Origin of the sequence: Halomicrobium zhouii (assembly GCF_900114435.1) — an archaeon.
In the GTDB taxonomy this organism is placed as follows: domain Archaea; phylum Halobacteriota; class Halobacteria; order Halobacteriales; family Haloarculaceae; genus Halomicrobium; species Halomicrobium zhouii.
In genome coordinates this window covers 1327814-1346349 of record NZ_FOZK01000001.1, presented here as the reverse complement: position 1 = coordinate 1346349, position 18536 = coordinate 1327814, and the positions used below count along the sequence as shown (strand labels likewise).

Here is an 18536-nt window from a genome sequence, read left to right as displayed (position 1 = left end):
CTTGGCACCTCGCGGGGCGGTACCAAAACGGTTAGCGGCGCGGGGGCGCGGCGGCCGGCTTCGCGTCAGATCAGGCCGAACGCCTTCGCGGCGGCGCCCAGCGCAGCGAGCGTCGTGGCGGCGAGCTTCGCGAGGGTCAGCAACCGGTGGGCGAGCGATACCGCGTCGTCGTCGGTTTCGTGGCTGTGCATGCTATCACCTGGAGACGTCCGCAGGTGCTGACCGGCGGACGCCAGCACGAACTACCGGCGGGGGCGGAATAAACCACAGCCAGCACCGGAGTGAAAGTAAAAGTTGTCCGAGGGCCGACCGATGGGCGCTAGCGACCGAGTTCCGCGTGTGCGCTGGAGAGGTGCCGGGACGCGAGCGCGGCGAGCAGGGAGAGTTCGCCGGCCAGTGCGCCGGCCGCGATGACCTCGGCGAGCGCGTCGGCGTTGGATCCGGGCGGGTCGCCGCCACCGCCGTAGCCGAGCACGTCGAGGCCGGCGGCCTGCGTCGGGAGCGACGTGCCGCCACCGACGGTGCCGACCTCCAGGGACGCGATGGTGACCGAGGCGTACAGCCCCTCCTCGCGGGCGTCCACGGTGGTGATGGCGTTGGAACCCTCGACGACCTGGGCGGCGTCCTGGCCCGTCGCCAGGAAGGCGGCGGCGACGACGTTCGCGGCGTGGGCGTTGAACCCCAGCGCGCCGGCCTTGGCCGACCCGACGAGGTTCTTCCGGGTGTTGGCCTCGGCGATGGCGTCCGTGGTCGTGCCGAACCGCTCCTCGACGTCGTCGTGGGGGATGAGGACGTCCGCGGCGACGGTACGACCGCGGCCCTCGACGGCGTTGATGGCGGCGGGCTTCTTGTCCGAACAGAGGTTGCCCGAGAGGGCGACCAGATCCGCGGGCGTCTCGTCCTCGACGACGTCGCAGGCCGCCTCGGTGGCGATGGTGGCCATGTTCATCCCCATCGCGTCCTTCGTGTCGTAGTTGAAGCGGAGGAAAACGCTGTCCCCGACGACGTAGGGCGTGACGTCCTGTAACTCGCCGTGGCTGGTCGTCGCTTCTGCGGCCTCGGCCAGGTCGTCGACGTGCTCGCGGACCCAGGCCGACACCTCGCCCGCTTCGGCGACGTCGTCGACTTTGAAGACAGGCGCGCGGGTCATCCCGGACTTCAGGACTCGCGCCGTCGCACCGCCCGCGTTCCGGATGGCGCTCACGCCCCGGTTGACCGAAGCGACGAGCGCCCCCTCCGTCGTGGCGAGTGGGAGGTAGTGCTCACCCTCGGCCGCGCCGCCGTCGACGGGGAGCGGGCCGACGACGCCCATCGGCACCTGCGCCGCACCGATCATGTTCTCGATGGCGGAGTCGGCGTCGCTCGCCTCGAAGGTGTAGTCGCCGACAGAGTAGAGGTCGGCGTCCGTCTCGGCTTCGAGGAGCGTCCGGCGGGCCTTCGCCGCCGTCTCGGCGTCGGCGTGGTCTTCGAGTTCGTAGAGGCGCAACTCGCCCTCCCGGACGCGCTCGGCGAGAGACTCGTGGTCGGTCATGCAGGATGGGTCGGTACGCTGGTTCCTAACAGTTGCCTTCCCATCGAGGCCGTCTCCGGACGGGCGAATCGTTCACGCCTCCCGACAACACCGGCGACGACGATTCGATCCCCCGTTCTGGCCGAGAATACCCACCGGTCCGAAGTATTGAAGGCAAAATCTTTTCAATAGTGGCCTTCGTTGGCTTCGAGTACCGACAGGTGTCCCATCGTGCCCGAAATGGAAACAGCCCGCTTCGAGACTGACCTCAGTCTCTTCAAGTACGACAACCTCGAACAGCTCCCGGCGGCCTACCGGGACCTCGGGGAGGACGAACGGACCGAGCGCATCGAGGCCGCGCTGGACGAACTCGGCGACGACGTCGTCATCCTCGGTCACAACTACCAGCGACGCGAGATCGTCGAGCACGCGGACTTCATCGGCGACTCCTACCAGCTGAGCAAGGAAGCAGCGAACTCCGACGCGGACTACGTGATCTTCGGCGGCGTGACGTTCATGGCCGAGTCCGCGGACATCATCACCGACGACGACCAGTCGGTGATCCTCCCGAGCATGGAGGCCTCCTGCCCGATGGCGGGGATGGCCGAGGCGCTCCAGGTCGACGCCGCGTGGGCCGAGATCACCGCCGAGACGGACGAACGGATCATCCCGATCACGTACATGAACAGCTACGCCGACCTCAAGGCCTTCTGCGCCGAGCAGGGCGGGCTGGTCTGTACGTCCTCGAACGCCCACAGAGCCTTCGAGTACGCCTTCGAGAAGGGGGACAAGGTCCTGTTCCTGCCCGACAAACACCTCGGGGAGAACACGGCCCACCGACTCGGCATCGAGGACGAGATCGTCGAGTGGGACCCCTGGGACCCCGAGTCCAAGGACGCCAGCAAGGCCGTCGACAACGATGTCATCCTCTGGGATGGCTACTGTCAGGTCCACGAGCGCTTCCGGGTCGAACACGTCGAGCAAATCAGGGCGGACCACGAGGACGCCAACGTCATCGTGCACCCCGAATGCCGCCGCGAGGTCGTGGAGGCGGCGGACAAAGCTGGCTCGACGGCAACCATCTGCGAGACCGTCGAGAACGCCGACCCCGGCGACACGTGGGCCATCGGCACGGAGATACACCTCACCCACCACCTCCAGCGCTGGCACCCAGAGGTGAACGTCCTGCCGCTCTGTGGCGAGGCGTGCATGGACTGCAACGCCATGCGCCAGATCGACCCGAACTACCTCACCTGGGTGCTGGAGGAACTCGTCGAGGGTCGCGAGCGCAACGTCATCGAGGTCGCCCCGGAGGAGAAGGAACTCGCCCAGGTCGCCCTCGACCGGATGCTGGAGATCTGAGTCATGACCGACCAGAACTCCGCCGAGACGACCGACGTCCTCGTCGTCGGCTCCGGCATCGCGGGCCTCGCGAGCGCCCTGGCTGCGGCCCGCGAAGGCAGTGCAGTCGTCGTCGCGACGAAGGCCAAGCGGCCGGAGGGCGCCTCTTCCTGGTGGGCCCAGGGCGGTATCGCCGTCACCCGCGACGACCCCGAGGGGTTCAAGCGGGACATCCTCGACGCCTCCGACGGCACCGCCGACCCCGACGCCGTGGACGTGCTCGTCGAGAACGCCAACGACGCCGTCCGCGGCGTGCTCGTGGATACCTTGGACGTTGAATTCGATCAGGGTTCAGACGCCGACGCGGCGGACTTCGACTTCGCCCGCGAGGCCGCCCACAGCGACGACCGGATCCTCCACGTCGACGCCTCGACGGGCAAGCACGTCCACGTCCCGTTCCTGAACCACCTCGACGACCACGAGAACGTCGAGATTCGGGACGACACCGCCGCGCTGGAGTTGATTCGTCACGAGGGGCGAGTCCACGGCGCGATGCTGGAACACGACGGCGACGTGGAACCGGTATTCGCCGGGTCGACCGTCCTCGCGACGGGCGGCATCGGCGACCTGTTCCCGCGCTCGACCAACCCTGCGAATTCCACCGGCGACGGCGTCGGCATGGCGGCGCTCGCCGGCGCCGACGTCGCGGACATGGAGTACGTGCAGTTCCATCCGACAGTCTATCCGGGGGAGGATGGGGACCCCGAGGACGGCCCCTTCCTCGTCTCCGAGGCGGTCCGCGGGGAGGGAGCGCTGCTCCGCAACGGAGACGGTGAGCGCTTCATGCCCGACTACCACGAGGACGCCGAACTCGCGCCCCGCGACGTCGTCGCCCGGGCCGTCGCGGCCGAACGGGAGGCGACCAGCGAGGTGACGCTGGACGTCGGTCCGCTGGAGTTCGCCGACGAGTTCCCGGACCTCGCTTCGAAGTGCGAGGACCGCGGTGTCGACTGGGATGACGGCATCCCCGTTGGCCCGGCCGAGCATTTCCTCTGTGGCGGCGTCGCGGTCGACGACCGCGGCCGGACGTCGCTCGACCGCCTCTACGCCGTCGGCGAGTGCGCCCGGACCGGTGTCCACGGCGCGAACCGCCTCGCTTCCACGAGCCTGCTGGAAGGCCTCGTCTGGGGGCTGCGCGCCGGCGAAGACGCCGCGGGCGTCAAAGCTCAGGTCATCGAAGCGCCGGAACTGCTCGAACGCGACCCGGCGCTCCCCGACGACTTCGCTCGCCAGAAGTTCCACCGCCTCCGCCGGGTGATGGACGAGTACGTCGGGCTGGAACGCGATCCCGAGGACCTCCAGCGCGCGCTCGCGGTCCTCCGCCGGCTGAAGGGAGAGGTCGACGCCTACGTCCGGACGCGCACCTCGCGCTCGCTGTACGAACTCCGCCACGCGAGCGTCGTCGCCCTGCTGGTGACCCGCCACGCGCTGGAGAACGACGAGAGCCTGGGGACCCACCACCTCGTCGACGACGCGGCGGAGACGGCGTCCGGGGCCGACCCCTCCGAACCGCAGGAACCCACCGTCGACCACTGATGATCCCCGATTCCAAGATAGAGGAGTGGCTGCAGGAAGACCTCGGCCACCACGACGTGACCAACCAGGTGCCCGGCGAGACGACGGGTCGACTCGTCGCGAAGGAAGACGGCGTGACTGCTGGACTCGCCGCCGCCGTGGCCGTCTTCGACTACCTGGGCGTCGACGCCGACGCGACCGTCGACACCGGCGACCGTATCGAGGCCGGCGACGTCGTCCTGCGCGTCGAAGGGACCGCGCAGGACGTCCTCCGTGGTGAGCGCGTCGCAGTGAACATAGCCGGACACGCCTCGGGCGTCGCGACGAAGACCCGGGAGGCCGTCGACGCCACGAGATCCGTTACCGATCACGTTCGAATAGCGTGTACACGCAAGACGACGCCCGGACTCCGGAGGATCGAGAAGCGCGCCGTCGTCGCGGGCGGCGGCGATACCCACCGGCTGGACCTCTCCCACATGGTGATAGTCAAGGACAACCACGTCGCCGAGATGGGGCTGGAAGCGGCGGTCGCCCACTTCCGGGAGCGCGTCTCCTTCGCGACGAAGATAGAGGTCGAAGTGGAGGAACCGGCGGACGCACCGCGGGCGGCCGAAGCAGGGGCAGATATCGTCCTGCTGGACAATATGAGTCCCGACGTGACCGAGCGGGCCGTGGGCCTGCTTCGCGAGCAGGCAGGGACGGAGGTTCTGGCCGAAGCCAGCGGTGGCATTACCGTCGCGGACGTGCCCGACTACGCGGCGACTGGTGTCGACGTCATCTCGATGGGGAGTCTGACTCACTCGGCGGACGCACTGGACTACTCCTTCCGCACTGGGTGAAACCTTCGGGCGCTGGATAGGTACCCGTCTTCGCTCACTCGCGTAATTCGTCACGAACGCCTCGAGCGAGCAGTCCGAACCCCGCCAGGAACCCGAACACAGACGGGATGTAGCTTCCAGATTCCGAGTGTTCGGTCAGGTGAACCGCGTAGTAGCTTCCGTCGTAGCGGACTACTCGTCCAGTGGCGTCTAGATCACGGTGGACGGTTCTGGCGCCGTCCCTGACGACGCGTTGAAGAGGTTGATCGAGGTGTTCGATGTCCCGCGCTATGGCGTCGAGCACTTTGGCCGACGAAACTGGGCGAAGACCGAGGACGACAGTGTCGTATTTTCCTTCGCGTATACGTTCATAGAACTGCCCGTTCTGGTACGTGTACCGTTCTTCGGGCGGATCGTAGATCCCTGGCGGATCTTCGTACGTCCGGTTCTCGTCGACGAGGTCGCCTTCAAGCAGACAGAGCCGAGAGCGCTCCCACCCGTAACAGCTGACACCTTCGAGCCCCTCAACGAACGACACGTCTCTGTCGTATTCGAACCCACCGTCGGCGGGCCGGATCTCCACTGCCTCGTACCGGTAGTTCGGCTGGCCGTAGCCGCTGACATACACCAGGGCTGGCGACGAGAACAGCAGGACGGCGAGAGCGAATCGGAGGAATCGGTACCGCCGCGTCGTCGGGGACCAGCCGCGACCCAGGACGTTGCCCATGTCTCTATCTTGGCTGACAGTCCGAACCGTCCTCCCTCAACGTTTCGTTTCAGAAGGACGATGATCGAACGATGACGGATCCTGCTTCCCATTGCGACGGCCACGGATACCACGAAGGGCCGACGTGACCGGCGGGCGGTAAACATACTTTGCGAGGCTGATTCGGACGATCTTGTTGAAGTCTGTGGCGGCATTACAGCCGTGGACGTGCCTGACTCCCCGTAACCGGTGTCGATGCCATCTCGATGGGAAGCCCGATTCACTCGGGAGACGCGCTGGTCGTTAGTTCCGGATGGGTTAGTTGAGCGTCTCCCAACGAAGAATTCCCGGCCAGAGTAGCCTGAATCCTCCGTAAACGGCACCGATGGTGACGATCGCGACGAACAGCGGATCGTCCAAGATGGGATCGCTCGTCGTGTGGTGCTCGTAGATCACGACGTACCCATCACTCGTCTCGACGATCCGTCCGGCTTCGGCAATCGGAACCGTGGTGGTCAGAGAACCTCGCCAGAGCGCGAGTCGGCCGAGGGGTGAGACGCGGTCCTCCGAGACGGCGAGGTGGTCGAGCACGGTCTCCGGCGATACTGGTTCCAGCCCCATTCGGTCCCCGTCGGACGTTCGTCGGTACAGTCGACCGCCGTGCTCGGCGTACGGGTCGGCGGTCCTTTCGAACGGCGCCCGCTCCACCGTGACTGACTCGTCTATCAGGCGGCGTTCGAGTGCGCACAGTCGACCCGTCTCGACGGTCGTCGCACAATCGATCCCCTCTATTCGCGCCCAGGAGACGCCTCTCCCTTCGAATCGGAGGTCGCCATCAACCGCGGTTACTGTCGCCGTCTCGTAGTGGTAGCCCGTGTGGCCGATGCCGAGGAGACCGAGGTAGGCGGGAGAGAGCAGCAGTAGCGTGCCGAGAACGATCGAGCCGACGGCACGGGTTCGGGGTGCCGGTGACCACCCGTGGCCTATCACATCAACCATTCGACTTCTTGGCCGAGAGTCAGAACAAACTTCCCTCAACGTTTCGTTTCGCGCTCCCCTCTGGCTGAGTGATGACTGACCCCGTCTTTCGCTGCGACGACCACGGCTACCACGAAGACAGGTCGTGCCCCACCTGCGAGCGGTCCGGGGAACTCGTTCTCCAGGGCAACCCGCGCCGTCGACTCTCCAAGTTCGTCTCCGGCGCGCTCAGGCACTTCCCGGACGACGCCGGCGTCGAACTGGACGACGCGGGCTGGACCACCCGCGAGGAACTGATCACCGCCGTCGAGTCGAAGTACGACTGGGCGAGCGCCGGGCATCTCGACGCCGTGATAGCCACCGATCCGAAGGGGCGCTTCGAGCGCGACGAACGGAGGGGCGAGACCGTCGTTCGTGCCGCCTACGGCCACTCCGTCGACGTCGACCTGGGAGGGGCCGACGGTCCCGTTCCGGACACGCTCTACCACGGGACGGCGCCCCGCAACCTCGACGACATTCTCTCGGACGGGCTCAAACCGATGGGGCGCCAGCAGGTCCACCTCTCGGGGAGCGTCGACGACGCGCGCGAGGTGGGCACGCGCCACGCCGACGACCCCGTCCTCCTCGAAATCGACGCGGCCGGCATGCGAAGCGACGGCCTCGACATCGTCGCCCGCGGCCTGTCGACGTACACGACTGACCGGGTGCCTCCGTCGTACCTCCGGCGAATCGATCGGTAGCTCCAGTCTCTCGGAATCGGCCGTCGACCCTGTCGATCTTTTAGTCAGAATTCCGAGGAGTACCGGCATGACCTGACCCGGACCGGTAGTTTTATTCTCGACATGACGGTGGGTGCGAGTGAGTATTCGTCCGGCCGCGATACCCACCAGTGTGACATGCCGACGGCAGATTCCGACCCAGAAATCGCGGGCAGCGACCCCCTCACCGAGCACCCGGTGCGCGAGTACCTCGGCGAGGACGAGCGCGTCCGCGCGACGCTGACGAACACCCGGGTCGGTGTCGAGCGCGTCGACGACGACGGAACCGATCGGATCGAACCCGACGCCGACTACGGGGCTGTCGCGGTCCTGACCGACCGGCGAGCGGCGTTCGTCGTGGGCACGTCAGGTGGCGACGAGGTGACGTCGATTCCATACGTCGAGTTCGCGAATGTCGACACACGCACCGAGATGCTGACGCGCACGCTCGTCGTCGAGACGGAGGTCGGCGCGACGTGGGAGTTCACCGTCAGGGAGTCCGACGCCCTCGACGACGCCGTCGAGCACCTGCGAGCGGCCATCCCCGAGCAACTCCTCGCCCGGGCGAGGGAGCACCGCGACACGGCCGAAGCGGCCGTCGAAGACGGCGACTGCCAGGCCCGCATCGACGCGCTGGAGGCGACGGTCGACGCGTTCCGCCGTGCGACCACGGTCGTCGACGACCCGGACATCGCCACCGTGGCGACCCGGGACGAGGCCGAATCCGCCATCGCAGACCTCGTCGAGGCCCACCTCGGACGCGCCCGGGACTGCCGGTCAGTCGGCAACTGGTCCGCCGAGGCCGGTGACGCCGCGGACGCACTCGACCACTTTGAGGACGCCTGCGACTGCTTCGAACGCGCCCTCGAACTCGCCGAGCGATACCCGCCGGGCGACGCCGACGCCATCGCCGCCGAACACGAGCACCTCCTGGAGAAGTGCGACTCGGTCAAGGTCTCGGCCAGCGTGTCGAGCGCGTTAGATTGATCTCGTTTCGTCGACGTCGATTAGTCTCATCGTTGGACGTCCCGAGTCGCCTTTTCGCCTGGATTATGGTCGGCTAGACGGTCGATAGACGTGTGAATTGCTCGGGTATTTTGGTGGAATAGTGCTGGAAGAAAGGAGACTGCTAACAACCAGAAAGCCCTCGGCCCGCTCCGGTCCCGGGGCTTGCTGCGCTCCTCGCTGCGCTGCGGTGCTTACTGCGCCCGGGTTCCCGGAGCCCGCCTCGCCCTTTCAGTCCTCCAGGAAACAGCACCGCAGCCTTGCCCTTCCCCTGGTCGCGCGATAAAACGCGCTCCCGGCCGGGCGGTTGCCGAGCGGCTAGGACGCGTGATTCGGCGCGGACGCGCCGAATCCGGGGAGGAGTGGTGGAGTCAATCGCGAGCGCGTGGCGAAGCCAGCGCGAGCAACGGTGGGCCTGGAGGACTGAAAGGGCGAGGCGTGGTGAACGAAGCACGGGCCCACAAGCACCGGAGCGTAGCGAGGAGCGCAGTGGGTCCGCGCGAGTTCAGCGCGCCGAGGGCTTTCGACGTGTTTGTGTCTAGGAATAGAGCTAGAAGCCCGAACCCCATCGATCGCTCACTATACACACTCAACTGACCAGCCATCGAACTGTGCTCAACAAACCCAGACACCACGACCCAGGTCGTCACTCCAGCAGCGACGAACCGGTCATCGCCTCGGGCTGGTCGACGTCCATCAGCGCCAGAATCGTCGGCGCGAGGTCGGCCAGGGCGCCGCCGTCGCGCGCGGTCCGCCCGCCGTTCGTCCCGTCGGGCGCCAGGTAGATCAGCGGGACCGGGTTGAGCGTGTGGGCGGTGTAGGGGTCGTCGACGGTGCCCATGTCGTCGGCGTTGCCGTGGTCGGCGGTGATCAGGACGTGGCCGCCGGCGGCCTGGATGGCGTCGACGAGGCGACCCAGCTGTTCGTCGACGGCCTCGACGGCTGCGATGGCGGCGTCGAACTCGCCGGTGTGGCCCACCATGTCGGGATTGGCGTAGTTGAGGACCAGGACGTCAGGGTCGTCCGATTCGATGACGTCGATGGCGGTGTCGGTCACGACTGGCGCGCTCATCTCGGGCCGGAGGTCGTAGGTCGGGACGTCCGGGCTCTCGACGATTTCGCGGCGCTCGCCCGCGAACTCGACCTCGCGGCCGCCGTTGAGGAAGTAGGTGACGTGGGCGTACTTCTCCGTCTCGGCGAGTCGGAGCTGGGTGTGGCCGGTCTCCGAGAGCACCTCGCCGAGGGTGTCCTCGGGCTGGTTCGGCGGGTAGGCGACGGGCACGTCGAAGGTGGCGTCGTACTGGGTCATCGTGACGAGGCGGATATCCGGCGGCGTCGTCGGGACGTCCCAGTCCTCGGACTCGATGTCCGCGAGCATCCGGGTGAGCTGACGGGCCCGGTCCGAGCGGAAGTTGAAGAAGATGGCGGCGTCGCCGTCCTGCATCCCTGGCTGGCCCTCGACGACCGTGGGTTCGACGAACTCGTCGGTGTCACCGCGGGCGTAGGAGTCGGTGACGGCCTCGACACCCGAAGACGCCTGGTAGTCGGCCTGGTGATCGACGATGGCACCGTAGGCCCGCATCGTCCGCTCCCAGTTCTGGTCGCGGTCCATCGCGTAGTAGCGCCCGGAGACGCTGGCGACGTGGCCGGTACCGTGCTCGTCGATGTGGTCCTGGAGCGTCTGCAGGTACCCTTCGCCGCCCTTCGGCGAGGTGTCGCGGCCGTCGGTGAAGGCGTGGGTGACGGCCTCGGTTCCCCGGTCGCCGGCGAGTTCGATCAGCGCGTGGAGGTGTTTCTGGTAGGAGTGGACGCCGCCGTCGGAGACGAGGCCCATGAAGTGGACGCGACCGTCGTTCTCCTCGGCGTACTCGAAGGCAGAGAGGATACCCTCGTTCTCGAAGAACGTGCCGTCCTCGATGTCATCGGTAATCCGCGTCGAGTCCTGTTTGACGACGCGGCCGGCGCCGATGTTGAGGTGGCCGACCTCGGAGTTGCCCATCTGGCCTTCGGGGAGACCAACCGCACGGCCGTGCGTCGTGAGCGTCCCGTGGGCGCCGGCGTCCCAGTAGCGGTCGAAGTTCGGCGTCTCGGCAGCGGCGACAGCGTCCCGGACGGTCGAGTCGGGATTGAGGCCCCAGCCGTCCAGGATGACGAGTCCGACGTGCATGGTCGAGGAGTCGCGTGCCCGCCGTAATATCCCTTCGATGACGCGAACGGAACCGTCGGACGGGCGGCGGAACGTCGGGTCCAAGTCCCACGGTCCACGCCGTGAGCGCACCAGTTATAGGCCCGGCCGACGAACATGAGCGACATGAGCGACGGGAGCGAACTGGACGATGACGACGAAACGGGCGGGAGCATCATCCGGCAGGAACTGGCCGACGAGATCGTCTCGTCCTCGCGCGCCGCGACGAGCGACACCCTCCGGTCGGTGACGTACTTCACCCGCGCGAACTACCAGCAGCTGTACCTCCGCGAGGACCTGGAACGCGACGCCGACCTCGACGAGTTCGTCGGCCACGAGTGGCGCGACTTCAAGGAGACCCAGAACGCCTACCAGACGACCGAACTCGGCCCCTATCACTTCACCGTCCGCGTCTTCGAGAACGGGTATCTCCTCCGGATCACCACCGAACGCGAGGGGGTCATCATCACGACCGACGGGCTGACGATGCGCGAGTACGAGGAAGTCGCGGAAGTGCTCGAACGACTGCTGCAAGAAGAGTCCGGCTAGGCGTAGTCGGCCGAGAAAACACTTAACCCGAACCCGAAGAAGGGTTCGAGCAATGACCCTGGACCCGGTCCACGTCGACGGCATCGCGCGACTCGCGGGCCGCATCACGCAGGGGGTGGACCCGACCGACCACCGGGACTTCGCCGGCACCGTGTGGAACGACCTCCTCGACCCGCTCCTTTCTGATGGAAAGCCCGTCCTCGAACCGGTCGACGAGCAGGCCCGGATGCTGGTCGACGTCCAGGACGCCGCGCTCCAGGAACCGCCGTTCCCGACCCAGCACGGCCTGGACTCGGGGACCATCAACCCGACGACGTTCAAGAACGGCATCGTCCTCGACGTGGCTCAGGCCGCGATGGCGTCGGTGCCCTCAGACCTGGACCTCCACCGCGGCCGGACCATCGTCATGACCGCCCACTCGAACGACGTCGCCGCGGCGCTGGACGAGGACTGGCGGATGCAGGACGAGGGGTACGCCCGTGAACGCATCCTCCAGGTCCCCCGCGTCGACCGGTACGAACAGGACGTCGTCCACGCGCTGGCGCTCTACCTCGCCGAGAGCGAACACGCGCTGAAGGAGGCCGACCTGGTCGGCGACCTGCTGATCCTCGACGGTCCCGTCTACCCCACCGGCCTCCTCCAGTGGGCCGACCACGACCCGGAACTGGCCGAACTGCTGGTCAAAGACGACGTGCTGGACGTGGTGGCGAACTACGTCGCCCTCGTCGAGGAGTTCGTCGAACGCGACGCGGCGCTGGCCGGGTTCGTCAAGTCGACGACGTCGAAGGCTATCACCCGGATCGTTCGGAAAGAACAGGGGAACGCCCCGTGGGCCAACGACGCCGCGTTCTTCCGACAGATCCTGGAACGTCACGACGACGAGGGCGAGCGTCTCACAGACGCGCTGACGTTCACAAACTGGTTCCGTTCGCGCGTCGGGACGGACGAGGTGCTCTCGACCAGCGGCGACGCACTGGGCATCGAGCGGGAACTCGACGACGAGGCCTACGAGGTCACCTTCTTCGTCGTCTACGACCCCCGCGAGGACCTGCTATACAGGGTCGAATCGCCCTACGGCATCACTCGCGACGAGGAGACGCGGGACGCCATCACCCGCCAGGTGCTCGCCGACGTCGCCGCCGAACGCGGCCCGCCGCTGGCAGTGCGCAAGGCCGACGAACTCGCCCGCATCGGCGGCGACGAGAAGGAGGCGCTCCGCGAGGAGATCGAACGGCAGTTCGACAGCGAACAACAGCGCGAGTACAACGACAAGCGGTGGGGGGTGGCGTTCGAGGAGTAGGGTGGTCTCGAACGGAGTGAGAGACCACCTTGCAGACGAGCGGGAGTGAACGGAGTGAACGACACGCGAGGAGTAGGATGGTTCCGAACGGAGTGAGGAACCATCTCAATTGCGAACGGGGAGCGGAGCGACCCGTGAGCAGGCTGGGGCGCGACCGTAGGGAGCGGCCCAGCTATATCGCGAACGGCGAACGGAGCGACCCGTGAGGTAGGCCGGGCCCGAGCGTTGCGAGGGGCCGGCTCGAAGACGGGCGGGAGCGGAGCGACCCGTGAGCAGACTGAAGCGCGACCGCAGGGAGGGACCATCTCAATTGCGAACGGGGAGCGATTCGCGAGCAGCGAGAGGGGCCCGGACGAACAGTCGTCCCGGGAAGAGGGCCTAATATTTAGTGAAATAGGAGCAACATTTTTATTCTCTCGCTGGAACATATCTGGTGGACATGAGTTCAGACGAACCAGTCCACTTCGTCGAAGACCTGGAAGAGCGGACGAACGCGTCCATCGCGACGCCGACCACACTCGCCGTGGGCGAGGAGGGCGGCGGCGGCCCGATCACGATGGCGTGTTACGAGACGGGTTGTTGAGGTATCGATTCCCGAACCGTCGCGACTCCCACCGGTCGCTCACACGAGGCCGACCAGGGTCGCGGCGACGTATCCCATCATCGCGAGACCGAACAGCGTGACGGCCGTCGAGAGCGTCGCGTACAGGGCGCCGACGCTCGGTTCGAGGTTCTTCAGGTCGCGGACGCCCCTGGTGTGGAGGTTCGTCGCGCCGAACCAGTCGACCAGCATCCAGTAGCCGTCGCCGTGGACGAAAGGGTTCAGCGAGAAGAGGAGGCGGACGTACTCGAACACCGGGAGGACGGCGAGGAGGTACGACGCGGGGAAGACGAACAGTGAGAGCGCCGCGAGGACGAGACACTGCAGACAGTCCAGGAACGGCCCGGCGAGGTTGATCCAGACGCGGACGCTCCGCGGGCACCGCCAGGCGTCGTTGGTCCGCGTGACGAACGCGGGGAAGACGCCGTTGAGGAGGGTCAGGTCCAGCGACGGGCGGAAGTACGGGCGGGCGGCGAAGTAGTGGCCCGCCTCGTGGACGAGCGCGAGTGCGACGAACACCGGGACGGCGAGGAGCAGGTCACCGACGACGCCCCCGCCGAGGTTCGGCGCCGTCCCGGTGCCGACAGGCATGCCGGTGAACAGGAGCCGGTAGCCGACGTAGGCGGTGAGCAGGGCGAACGCGACGCCGAACGCGAGGATCCGCGGCCAGAGCGTGACACCGGGCGGCGTCTCGTGCCGGGTGACGGAGCCACCGGGGTGGAGAAAGTCGGCCTCGCGGAGGTGGTCGACGGCGGCGCGTTTCTTCTCGGAGAGGTCCGTGACCCGTCGCTCGCCCGCGGCGACAGCCCTGAGGTCGACCAGCAACTCGCGGTCGACGCGCTTGTAGTTGCCCTCGTCGTCGCGGAGCCACACCAGTCCCTCCGTCTCGCCCCACGTGAACCCGAACGACTCGCTCGTGTCGTCGCTCATCGGTCGAGGAAGGCGGCCAGGTGGCCGGCGACGTCGGTGCCCGCCCGCTCGTCGAAGGCCGCGAACATCGGCGAGGGGTTCGCTTCGAGGACGGCGAACTCCCCCTCACCGTCCGCGATGACGTCGACGCCCGCGAAGTGCAAGTCGAGGACGTCGGCGGCGCGGACCGCCGCGTCTTCGACGGTCGATGGGACGATCGCCGCGTCCACCTCGTGCTCGCCGAGGCGGTAGTCGAGTTCCTCGCTCCGGATGTGGCCCGTCGCGACGACGTCGCCGCCGACGACGAACAGGCGGTAGTTCTCGCCCGCGACGCGTTCCTGGAACTGGACGGGCGCGTTGGCGAGGCGGTCGAGATGGTCCGAGTCGAGGTCCGCCGGCGTTATCGACCGTGCGTGACCGCCGCCGCCGACGGGCTTGTAGACGGCGTCGCCGACCCGCTCGACGAACGCCCTCGCGGCGTCGGGGTCGTTCGTCGCGAGCGTGTCGGGGACGGGGATTTCGGCGTCCTCGAACGCGGCGAGCTGGTACGGTTTGAGTCCGTGGACCGACTGGGCCGCGACGGGGTTGACAACCGGGACGCCACGCGATTCGAGATGGGTGAGCACCGACGTGACCAGGCCCCGGTACTCGCGGACCTGGTTGACCAGCGAGTACGGGCGCTCGGCCAGGTCGTCCTCGAACGCCGGGCCGCGGGGGTCGAGGCCGATGCGGCGGAGGTAGACTGCGGTGACCCTGTCGGGGTCGACCATCTCACCGACGACGGCCCAGGTTCCCGATGTACCGGTCGCGGATTCTGAACCGGAGCCGGCGTCGGCGGGTCCGGCGGCGACCGACAGCGAGACCGGGTGGTCTCCTGGCCAGTCCCCCGAATTCCACAGTTCCCACTCGACGCCCCGGTCGTCGAGAGCCGCCCCGACCGACTGGACCTGTGGGTCGTCTCGCGTCCCGAGAATCGCGACCACCATCTATCGATCCGACACGTCACACGTGAAATAAAAAGAACTTTCGGCGGACCGGTTTCGCGCCTCAGACCGTCCCGCCGGCCGCTTCGACCCGCTCGACGGTGACGTCGACGTCCGCCGCTGGCACGCCGACCCGGGCGAACTGCGTCCGGACGTGTTCCTTCGCCGCGGCGACGGCCTGCTCCCGGTCGTCGAACCCGCGGGGCATCGGCGATTCGAAGGCGACGCGGACTTCCTCGTCGCCGAACCGCTGGACCGTCCCCCCGGACGCCACCGCGTAGAACTCGTCGCAGACCCAGACGAACGCGGCGTTCTCCTCCGGTGCACCCCGGAACGAGGGCGCGCGCTCGCCGTCCTCGTAGAGCGTCCCCGTCAGCGTCGTTCCACCGGCACTCCCACTGATCTGTAGCATCGTTTGTGCTATGGTACCAGGCGTAACAAGCGTTGCCCCGGTAGCTTTTTGCCGGACGGGTCGGCGACGGACGTCCGGCCAGATGCGTCGACTGACGCCCGGCCGGACGGGTCAGGAACGGACGACGTCGGCGACGACGGGGAGGTGATCCGACGGATAGCGGACGTCGTCGCGGTCGGTGAGCGCGGCGTACCCGGTGACCGAGCAGTCCGACGGGACGAAGACGTGGTCGATCTTGCGCCCGGGGTCGAGTTCGTGGAAATCGGTCCGCGTGGTTTCGGGACCGTGGCGGAACGCCGCGGTCTCGGCGGCGGGTTCCAGCCGGCGGCCGTCGCCCAGGTCCAGTCCGTCGAGTCGCGCGTGTGCGGGCTCGCCGGCGAGGCAGTTCAGGTCGCCCGTCACGACCGGCGTCGTTCCGTCGGCGAGTTCCTGCACGCGGTCCGCGACGAGCGCAGCGCCCTCGCGTCTCGCCACCTCGCCCCTGTTGTCGAGGTGCGTGTTCACGTGGACGAGCGGCCGGTCCGCCGTCGCGTCGTCGAGTCGCGTCCAGCTCGCGACGCGCGGATGGTTGCCGTCCCAGCCGCGGCTGCCGGGTTCCTCGGGCGTCTCCGAGAGCCAGAACGTCGCCGTCTCGTCGAGCCCGAATCGGTCGGTGTGGAACCCGACGGGTGCGTGTTCACCCTCGCCGTCGGTGGCGAGCCGTGACTCGCCGACCCACTCGTAGCCGGGTAGCGCCTCGTCCAGATAGTCGAGCTGGTGGGCGAAGGGCTCCTGGAGGCCGATCACGTCGGGCGCGTGGTACCGGATCGTGTCGGCGACCAGACCGCGTCGGTTGGCCCAGGCGTCGTCCCCGTCCGCGGCCGTGTCGAGCCGGACGTTGAACGTCATCACGCGCAGGGGATCCATACTCGTGGAATACGGTGCCACGAGGGTAAGCGTGTCGTCGGGGGAAACCGGTTTGTCCGGGGAGCGTGTGCACAGTCCTATGTCCGATCTCGGGGATTTCACGGAATTCGAGGGCGACGACGGTCGCGAGGGCGAACGGAGTGAGCCCTCGGAAGGGGCGAGCGGGGACGAAGGACCCGCGAGCCAGCGGTCCGCGGCGGACGCGACGGACGGGCCGACGAGCGACGACGATACCCAGGCGGACGACTTCGAGGAGTTCGCCGTCGAAGCGACGGGGCAGGACCACGGCCTGGGCGTCCTCTCGGCCTCGGAGGGGCTGACCATCAGCGAGGACGAGATGGAGACCTGCCTGCGGGCCTACGTCACCGTCGGCAACCGCTCTGACGTCCGCATCGGCAAGTACCTGCTTGCGCCCTATCCGGACGGCGAGCGCCTGTTCTGCCGGATCACCGGGCTGGAGTACGCCCAGGAGTTCCGGGCCGACGACGCCACCGAGATCCACGCCCGCCGGGCGATGCGTTCGGGCGGTATCGACGAACAGGACTTCAAGTTCATGGCGGAGCTGGAACCCGTCGCCGTCCTGTACCAGGACGAGGACGGGCTCAAGCGCCGGATGACCGACCGGGTGCCCAAGCCCGAGACGGTCGTCCGCCAGGCCACGGACAAAAACGAGATCAAGACCGGGCTGAAGATTCCCGAGGACGGGGTCTTTCTGGGCCACCTCTCCGTCGGCGGGGAGAAAGTACGAACGGCGGCCGAACCGCCGACCATCGACTACCGGCTGAAAGACGACTATTCGGAGGGCGACCCGCTGGTCTTCCGGCACACCCTCGTCGCCGGCGGAACGGGGTCGGGGAAGACCCACGCCTCGAAGAACGTCCTCCGGCAGTACCTCGCCGACGAGCGGACCTACCCCGTCGAGGGCGAGAACCGCGAGGCCGCACCCTGCGTCGTCATGTTCGACCCGCAGGACGAGTACTCCCAGATGCACGACGACGGCGACCTGTCTCAGGAGTTCGCCCGCCGCTGCGAGCGTGAGGGCATCGCCTACGGCGGCCACGAGCAGACGACGGCGTTCGTCCCGAAAGTCGAGGGCGCCGACTACTCGGCGAGCCACCACCGCGCCGAGCAGGTCGAGTTCACCATCCCCTTCACGATGGTGTACGACAACCCCTGGCTCATCGCGGGCAGCCAGCTCAACGACAACCAGTACAACGCGCTCCAGTTCCTGCTCGACCGCTTCCGCCGCGAGTACGGTCGCGGCGGGACCTACGACCAGTTCCGGACGTTCCTCGACGACCCCGTGCTGAAGGAGGAACTCGACGAGCAGGGACGGGTCCACGAGGCCACCTTCGACGCCATCAAACGCCGCGCGTACGGCTTCGACGGCATCTTCGACCAGGACGCCCGGCCAATCACCGACCTGGTCGACCAGTTCGTCCGCCCCGGCCAGCTGAGTTGCGTCCCGACGTACCACGTCAACAACTCCCGGAGCAAGACGACGGTCGTCCTCGCACTCGCCTCGATGCTCGTCGACGAGAAGCTCTCGAACAACCCCAACTTCCAGCGCATCAAGGACACCCCCCTCGTCGTCGGGATGGACGAGGCCCACAACTTCCTCACCGGCGCCGACAACGTCCAGGCCCGCCAGGTCATCGGGAAGTTCACCGAGGCCGCGAAACAGGGTCGGAAAGAACGGCTCGGGCTCTTCCTCATCACCCAGGACCCCCAGGACATCGCCGACCCGGTGTTCAAACAGATCAACTCGACGGTCGTCCTCAACCTCGGCGACGAGGACGCCATCTCCGCCGTCAACATCCCGACGAATCTGGAGTCGAAGGTTCCCTACATGGAGAAAGGCCAGATGGTCGTCTACTCGCCCGACAACTCCGAACCCGTGGAGATTCAGGGACTGCCGTACTGTCTGACGAGACACGGACGGGACTAGGGATCAATCGTTCTCTGAAGACTCCACTAGACGCGAAACGAAACCCGCGGTA

Annotated in this window: 18 protein-coding genes; 9 read left to right on the top strand and 9 right to left on the bottom strand. The window is 67.3% G+C overall.

What is annotated here, in order from left to right; translation table 11 throughout:
- Nucleotides 1–65: 65 nt before the first annotated feature.
- Entirely contained in the window at nt 66–191 is a 126-nt protein-coding gene (locus BM337_RS21720; protein WP_281244878.1) for a hypothetical protein, read from the bottom strand.
- A 128-nt stretch (nt 192–319) separates the two neighbouring features.
- Nucleotides 320–1531 (bottom strand): hydroxymethylglutaryl-CoA reductase (NADPH), encoded by a 1212-nt coding sequence (gene hmgA, locus BM337_RS06180; RefSeq protein WP_089814945.1) that lies wholly within the window; start codon nt 1529–1531, stop codon nt 320–322.
- A gap of 219 nt (nt 1532–1750) precedes the next feature.
- Here hmgA and nadA point away from each other — a divergent pair, with 219 nt between their 5' ends.
- From nadA to nadC, 3 genes are read left to right on the top strand one after another with little or no spacing between them, the layout of a single operon-like run.
- On the top strand, nt 1751–2872 hold the full coding sequence (nadA, locus tag BM337_RS06175; RefSeq protein ID WP_177227212.1) for a quinolinate synthase NadA: 1122 nt from the start codon (nt 1751–1753) through the stop codon (nt 2870–2872).
- Nucleotides 2873–2875: 3 nt separating this feature from the next.
- The gene (locus BM337_RS06170) at nt 2876–4447 is read left to right on the top strand and encodes an L-aspartate oxidase (RefSeq protein ID WP_089814941.1); all 1572 of its coding nucleotides are present in this window, start codon (nt 2876–2878) and stop codon (nt 4445–4447) included.
- Entirely contained in the window at nt 4447–5265 is an 819-nt protein-coding gene (nadC, locus tag BM337_RS06165; RefSeq protein WP_089814939.1) for a carboxylating nicotinate-nucleotide diphosphorylase, read from the top strand. The genes BM337_RS06170 and nadC overlap by 1 nt, the downstream gene beginning before the upstream one ends.
- A 34-nt stretch (nt 5266–5299) precedes the next feature.
- Here the strand turns inward: nadC and BM337_RS06160 are convergent, their stop codons facing one another.
- Together BM337_RS06160 and BM337_RS06155 are read right to left on the bottom strand one after the other, a co-directional pair.
- Nucleotides 5300–5971 (bottom strand): DUF8127 domain-containing protein, encoded by a 672-nt coding sequence (locus BM337_RS06160; protein WP_089814937.1) that lies wholly within the window; start codon nt 5969–5971, stop codon nt 5300–5302.
- A gap of 297 nt (nt 5972–6268) precedes the next feature.
- The gene (locus BM337_RS06155) at nt 6269–6949 is read right to left on the bottom strand and encodes a hypothetical protein (RefSeq protein ID WP_143117645.1); all 681 of its coding nucleotides are present in this window, start codon (nt 6947–6949) and stop codon (nt 6269–6271) included.
- A 71-nt stretch (nt 6950–7020) separates the two neighbouring features.
- On the opposite strand from BM337_RS06155, the gene BM337_RS06150 reads away from it, so the two are divergent.
- Nucleotides 7021–7668 (top strand): RNA 2'-phosphotransferase, encoded by a 648-nt coding sequence (locus BM337_RS06150; RefSeq protein WP_089814933.1) that lies wholly within the window; start codon nt 7021–7023, stop codon nt 7666–7668.
- A gap of 156 nt (nt 7669–7824) precedes the next feature.
- On the top strand, nt 7825–8673 hold the full coding sequence (locus BM337_RS06145) for a hypothetical protein (RefSeq protein ID WP_143117644.1): 849 nt from the start codon (nt 7825–7827) through the stop codon (nt 8671–8673).
- A gap of 664 nt (nt 8674–9337) precedes the next feature.
- On the opposite strand, the gene gpmI is transcribed toward BM337_RS06145, so the two are convergent.
- Entirely contained in the window at nt 9338–10858 is a 1521-nt protein-coding gene (gpmI, locus tag BM337_RS06140; RefSeq protein ID WP_089814930.1) for a 2,3-bisphosphoglycerate-independent phosphoglycerate mutase, read from the bottom strand.
- Between the two features lie 144 nt (nt 10859–11002).
- On the opposite strand from gpmI, the gene BM337_RS06135 reads away from it, so the two are divergent.
- The 3 genes from BM337_RS06135 to BM337_RS21000 all read left to right on the top strand — a co-directional run bounded on the left by BM337_RS06135 (nt 11003) and on the right by BM337_RS21000 (nt 13308).
- Nucleotides 11003–11425 (top strand): DUF7522 family protein, encoded by a 423-nt coding sequence (locus tag BM337_RS06135; protein ID WP_089815594.1) that lies wholly within the window; start codon nt 11003–11005, stop codon nt 11423–11425.
- A gap of 52 nt (nt 11426–11477) precedes the next feature.
- A complete protein-coding gene (locus tag BM337_RS06130; protein ID WP_089814928.1) occupies nt 11478–12725 on the top strand; it encodes a DNA double-strand break repair nuclease NurA in 1248 nt (415 codons plus the stop codon).
- Nucleotides 12726–13164: 439 nt separating this feature from the next.
- Nucleotides 13165–13308, top strand: coding sequence for a hypothetical protein (locus BM337_RS21000; RefSeq protein WP_177227210.1), 144 nt, complete (start codon nt 13165–13167; stop codon nt 13306–13308).
- Between the two features lie 39 nt (nt 13309–13347).
- Here BM337_RS21000 and BM337_RS06125 read toward each other — a convergent pair whose 3' ends face one another.
- The 4 genes from BM337_RS06125 to BM337_RS06110 form a co-directional block, all read right to left on the bottom strand.
- Entirely contained in the window at nt 13348–14256 is a 909-nt protein-coding gene (locus tag BM337_RS06125; RefSeq protein WP_089814926.1) for a zinc metalloprotease, read from the bottom strand.
- Nucleotides 14253–15221 carry an ATP-grasp domain-containing protein gene (locus tag BM337_RS06120; RefSeq protein WP_089814924.1) on the bottom strand — a complete coding sequence of 323 codons (969 nt, stop codon included), beginning with the start codon at nt 15219–15221 and terminating at the stop codon, nt 14253–14255. Before BM337_RS06120 ends, BM337_RS06125 begins: the two co-directional genes overlap by 4 nt.
- Nucleotides 15222–15282: 61 nt before the next feature.
- Entirely contained in the window at nt 15283–15630 is a 348-nt protein-coding gene (locus tag BM337_RS06115; protein ID WP_089814922.1) for a DUF7113 family protein, read from the bottom strand.
- Nucleotides 15631–15741: 111 nt separating this feature from the next.
- Nucleotides 15742–16536, bottom strand: coding sequence for an endonuclease/exonuclease/phosphatase family protein (locus tag BM337_RS06110; RefSeq protein ID WP_089814920.1), 795 nt, complete (start codon nt 16534–16536; stop codon nt 15742–15744).
- Between the two features lie 79 nt (nt 16537–16615).
- Here BM337_RS06110 and BM337_RS06105 point away from each other — a divergent pair, with 79 nt between their 5' ends.
- A complete protein-coding gene (locus BM337_RS06105; protein ID WP_089814918.1) occupies nt 16616–18484 on the top strand; it encodes an ATP-binding protein in 1869 nt (622 codons plus the stop codon).
- The last annotated feature ends 52 nt before the right edge of the window (nt 18485–18536 follow it).

Coding starts and splice junctions, on each gene's coding strand:
- BM337_RS21720 (WP_281244878.1), bottom strand. CDS start 191: ATGCACAGCCACGAAACCGACGACGACGCGGTATCGCTCGCCCACCGG.
- hmgA (WP_089814945.1), bottom strand. CDS start 1,531: ATGACCGACCACGAGTCTCTCGCCGAGCGCGTCCGGGAGGGCGAGTTG.
- nadA (WP_177227212.1), top strand. CDS start 1,751: ATGGAAACAGCCCGCTTCGAGACTGACCTCAGTCTCTTCAAGTACGAC.
- BM337_RS06170 (WP_089814941.1), top strand. CDS start 2,876: ATGACCGACCAGAACTCCGCCGAGACGACCGACGTCCTCGTCGTCGGC.
- nadC (WP_089814939.1), top strand. CDS start 4,447: ATGATCCCCGATTCCAAGATAGAGGAGTGGCTGCAGGAAGACCTCGGC.
- BM337_RS06160 (WP_089814937.1), bottom strand. CDS start 5,971: ATGGGCAACGTCCTGGGTCGCGGCTGGTCCCCGACGACGCGGCGGTAC.
- BM337_RS06155 (WP_143117645.1), bottom strand. CDS start 6,949: ATGGTTGATGTGATAGGCCACGGGTGGTCACCGGCACCCCGAACCCGT.
- BM337_RS06150 (WP_089814933.1), top strand. CDS start 7,021: ATGACTGACCCCGTCTTTCGCTGCGACGACCACGGCTACCACGAAGAC.
- BM337_RS06145 (WP_143117644.1), top strand. CDS start 7,825: ATGCCGACGGCAGATTCCGACCCAGAAATCGCGGGCAGCGACCCCCTC.
- gpmI (WP_089814930.1), bottom strand. CDS start 10,858: ATGCACGTCGGACTCGTCATCCTGGACGGCTGGGGCCTCAATCCCGAC.
- BM337_RS06135 (WP_089815594.1), top strand. CDS start 11,003: ATGAGCGACGGGAGCGAACTGGACGATGACGACGAAACGGGCGGGAGC.
- BM337_RS06130 (WP_089814928.1), top strand. CDS start 11,478: ATGACCCTGGACCCGGTCCACGTCGACGGCATCGCGCGACTCGCGGGC.
- BM337_RS21000 (WP_177227210.1), top strand. CDS start 13,165: ATGAGTTCAGACGAACCAGTCCACTTCGTCGAAGACCTGGAAGAGCGG.
- BM337_RS06125 (WP_089814926.1), bottom strand. CDS start 14,256: ATGAGCGACGACACGAGCGAGTCGTTCGGGTTCACGTGGGGCGAGACG.
- BM337_RS06120 (WP_089814924.1), bottom strand. CDS start 15,221: ATGGTGGTCGCGATTCTCGGGACGCGAGACGACCCACAGGTCCAGTCG.
- BM337_RS06115 (WP_089814922.1), bottom strand. CDS start 15,630: ATGCTACAGATCAGTGGGAGTGCCGGTGGAACGACGCTGACGGGGACG.
- BM337_RS06110 (WP_089814920.1), bottom strand. CDS start 16,536: ATGGATCCCCTGCGCGTGATGACGTTCAACGTCCGGCTCGACACGGCC.
- BM337_RS06105 (WP_089814918.1), top strand. CDS start 16,616: ATGTCCGATCTCGGGGATTTCACGGAATTCGAGGGCGACGACGGTCGC.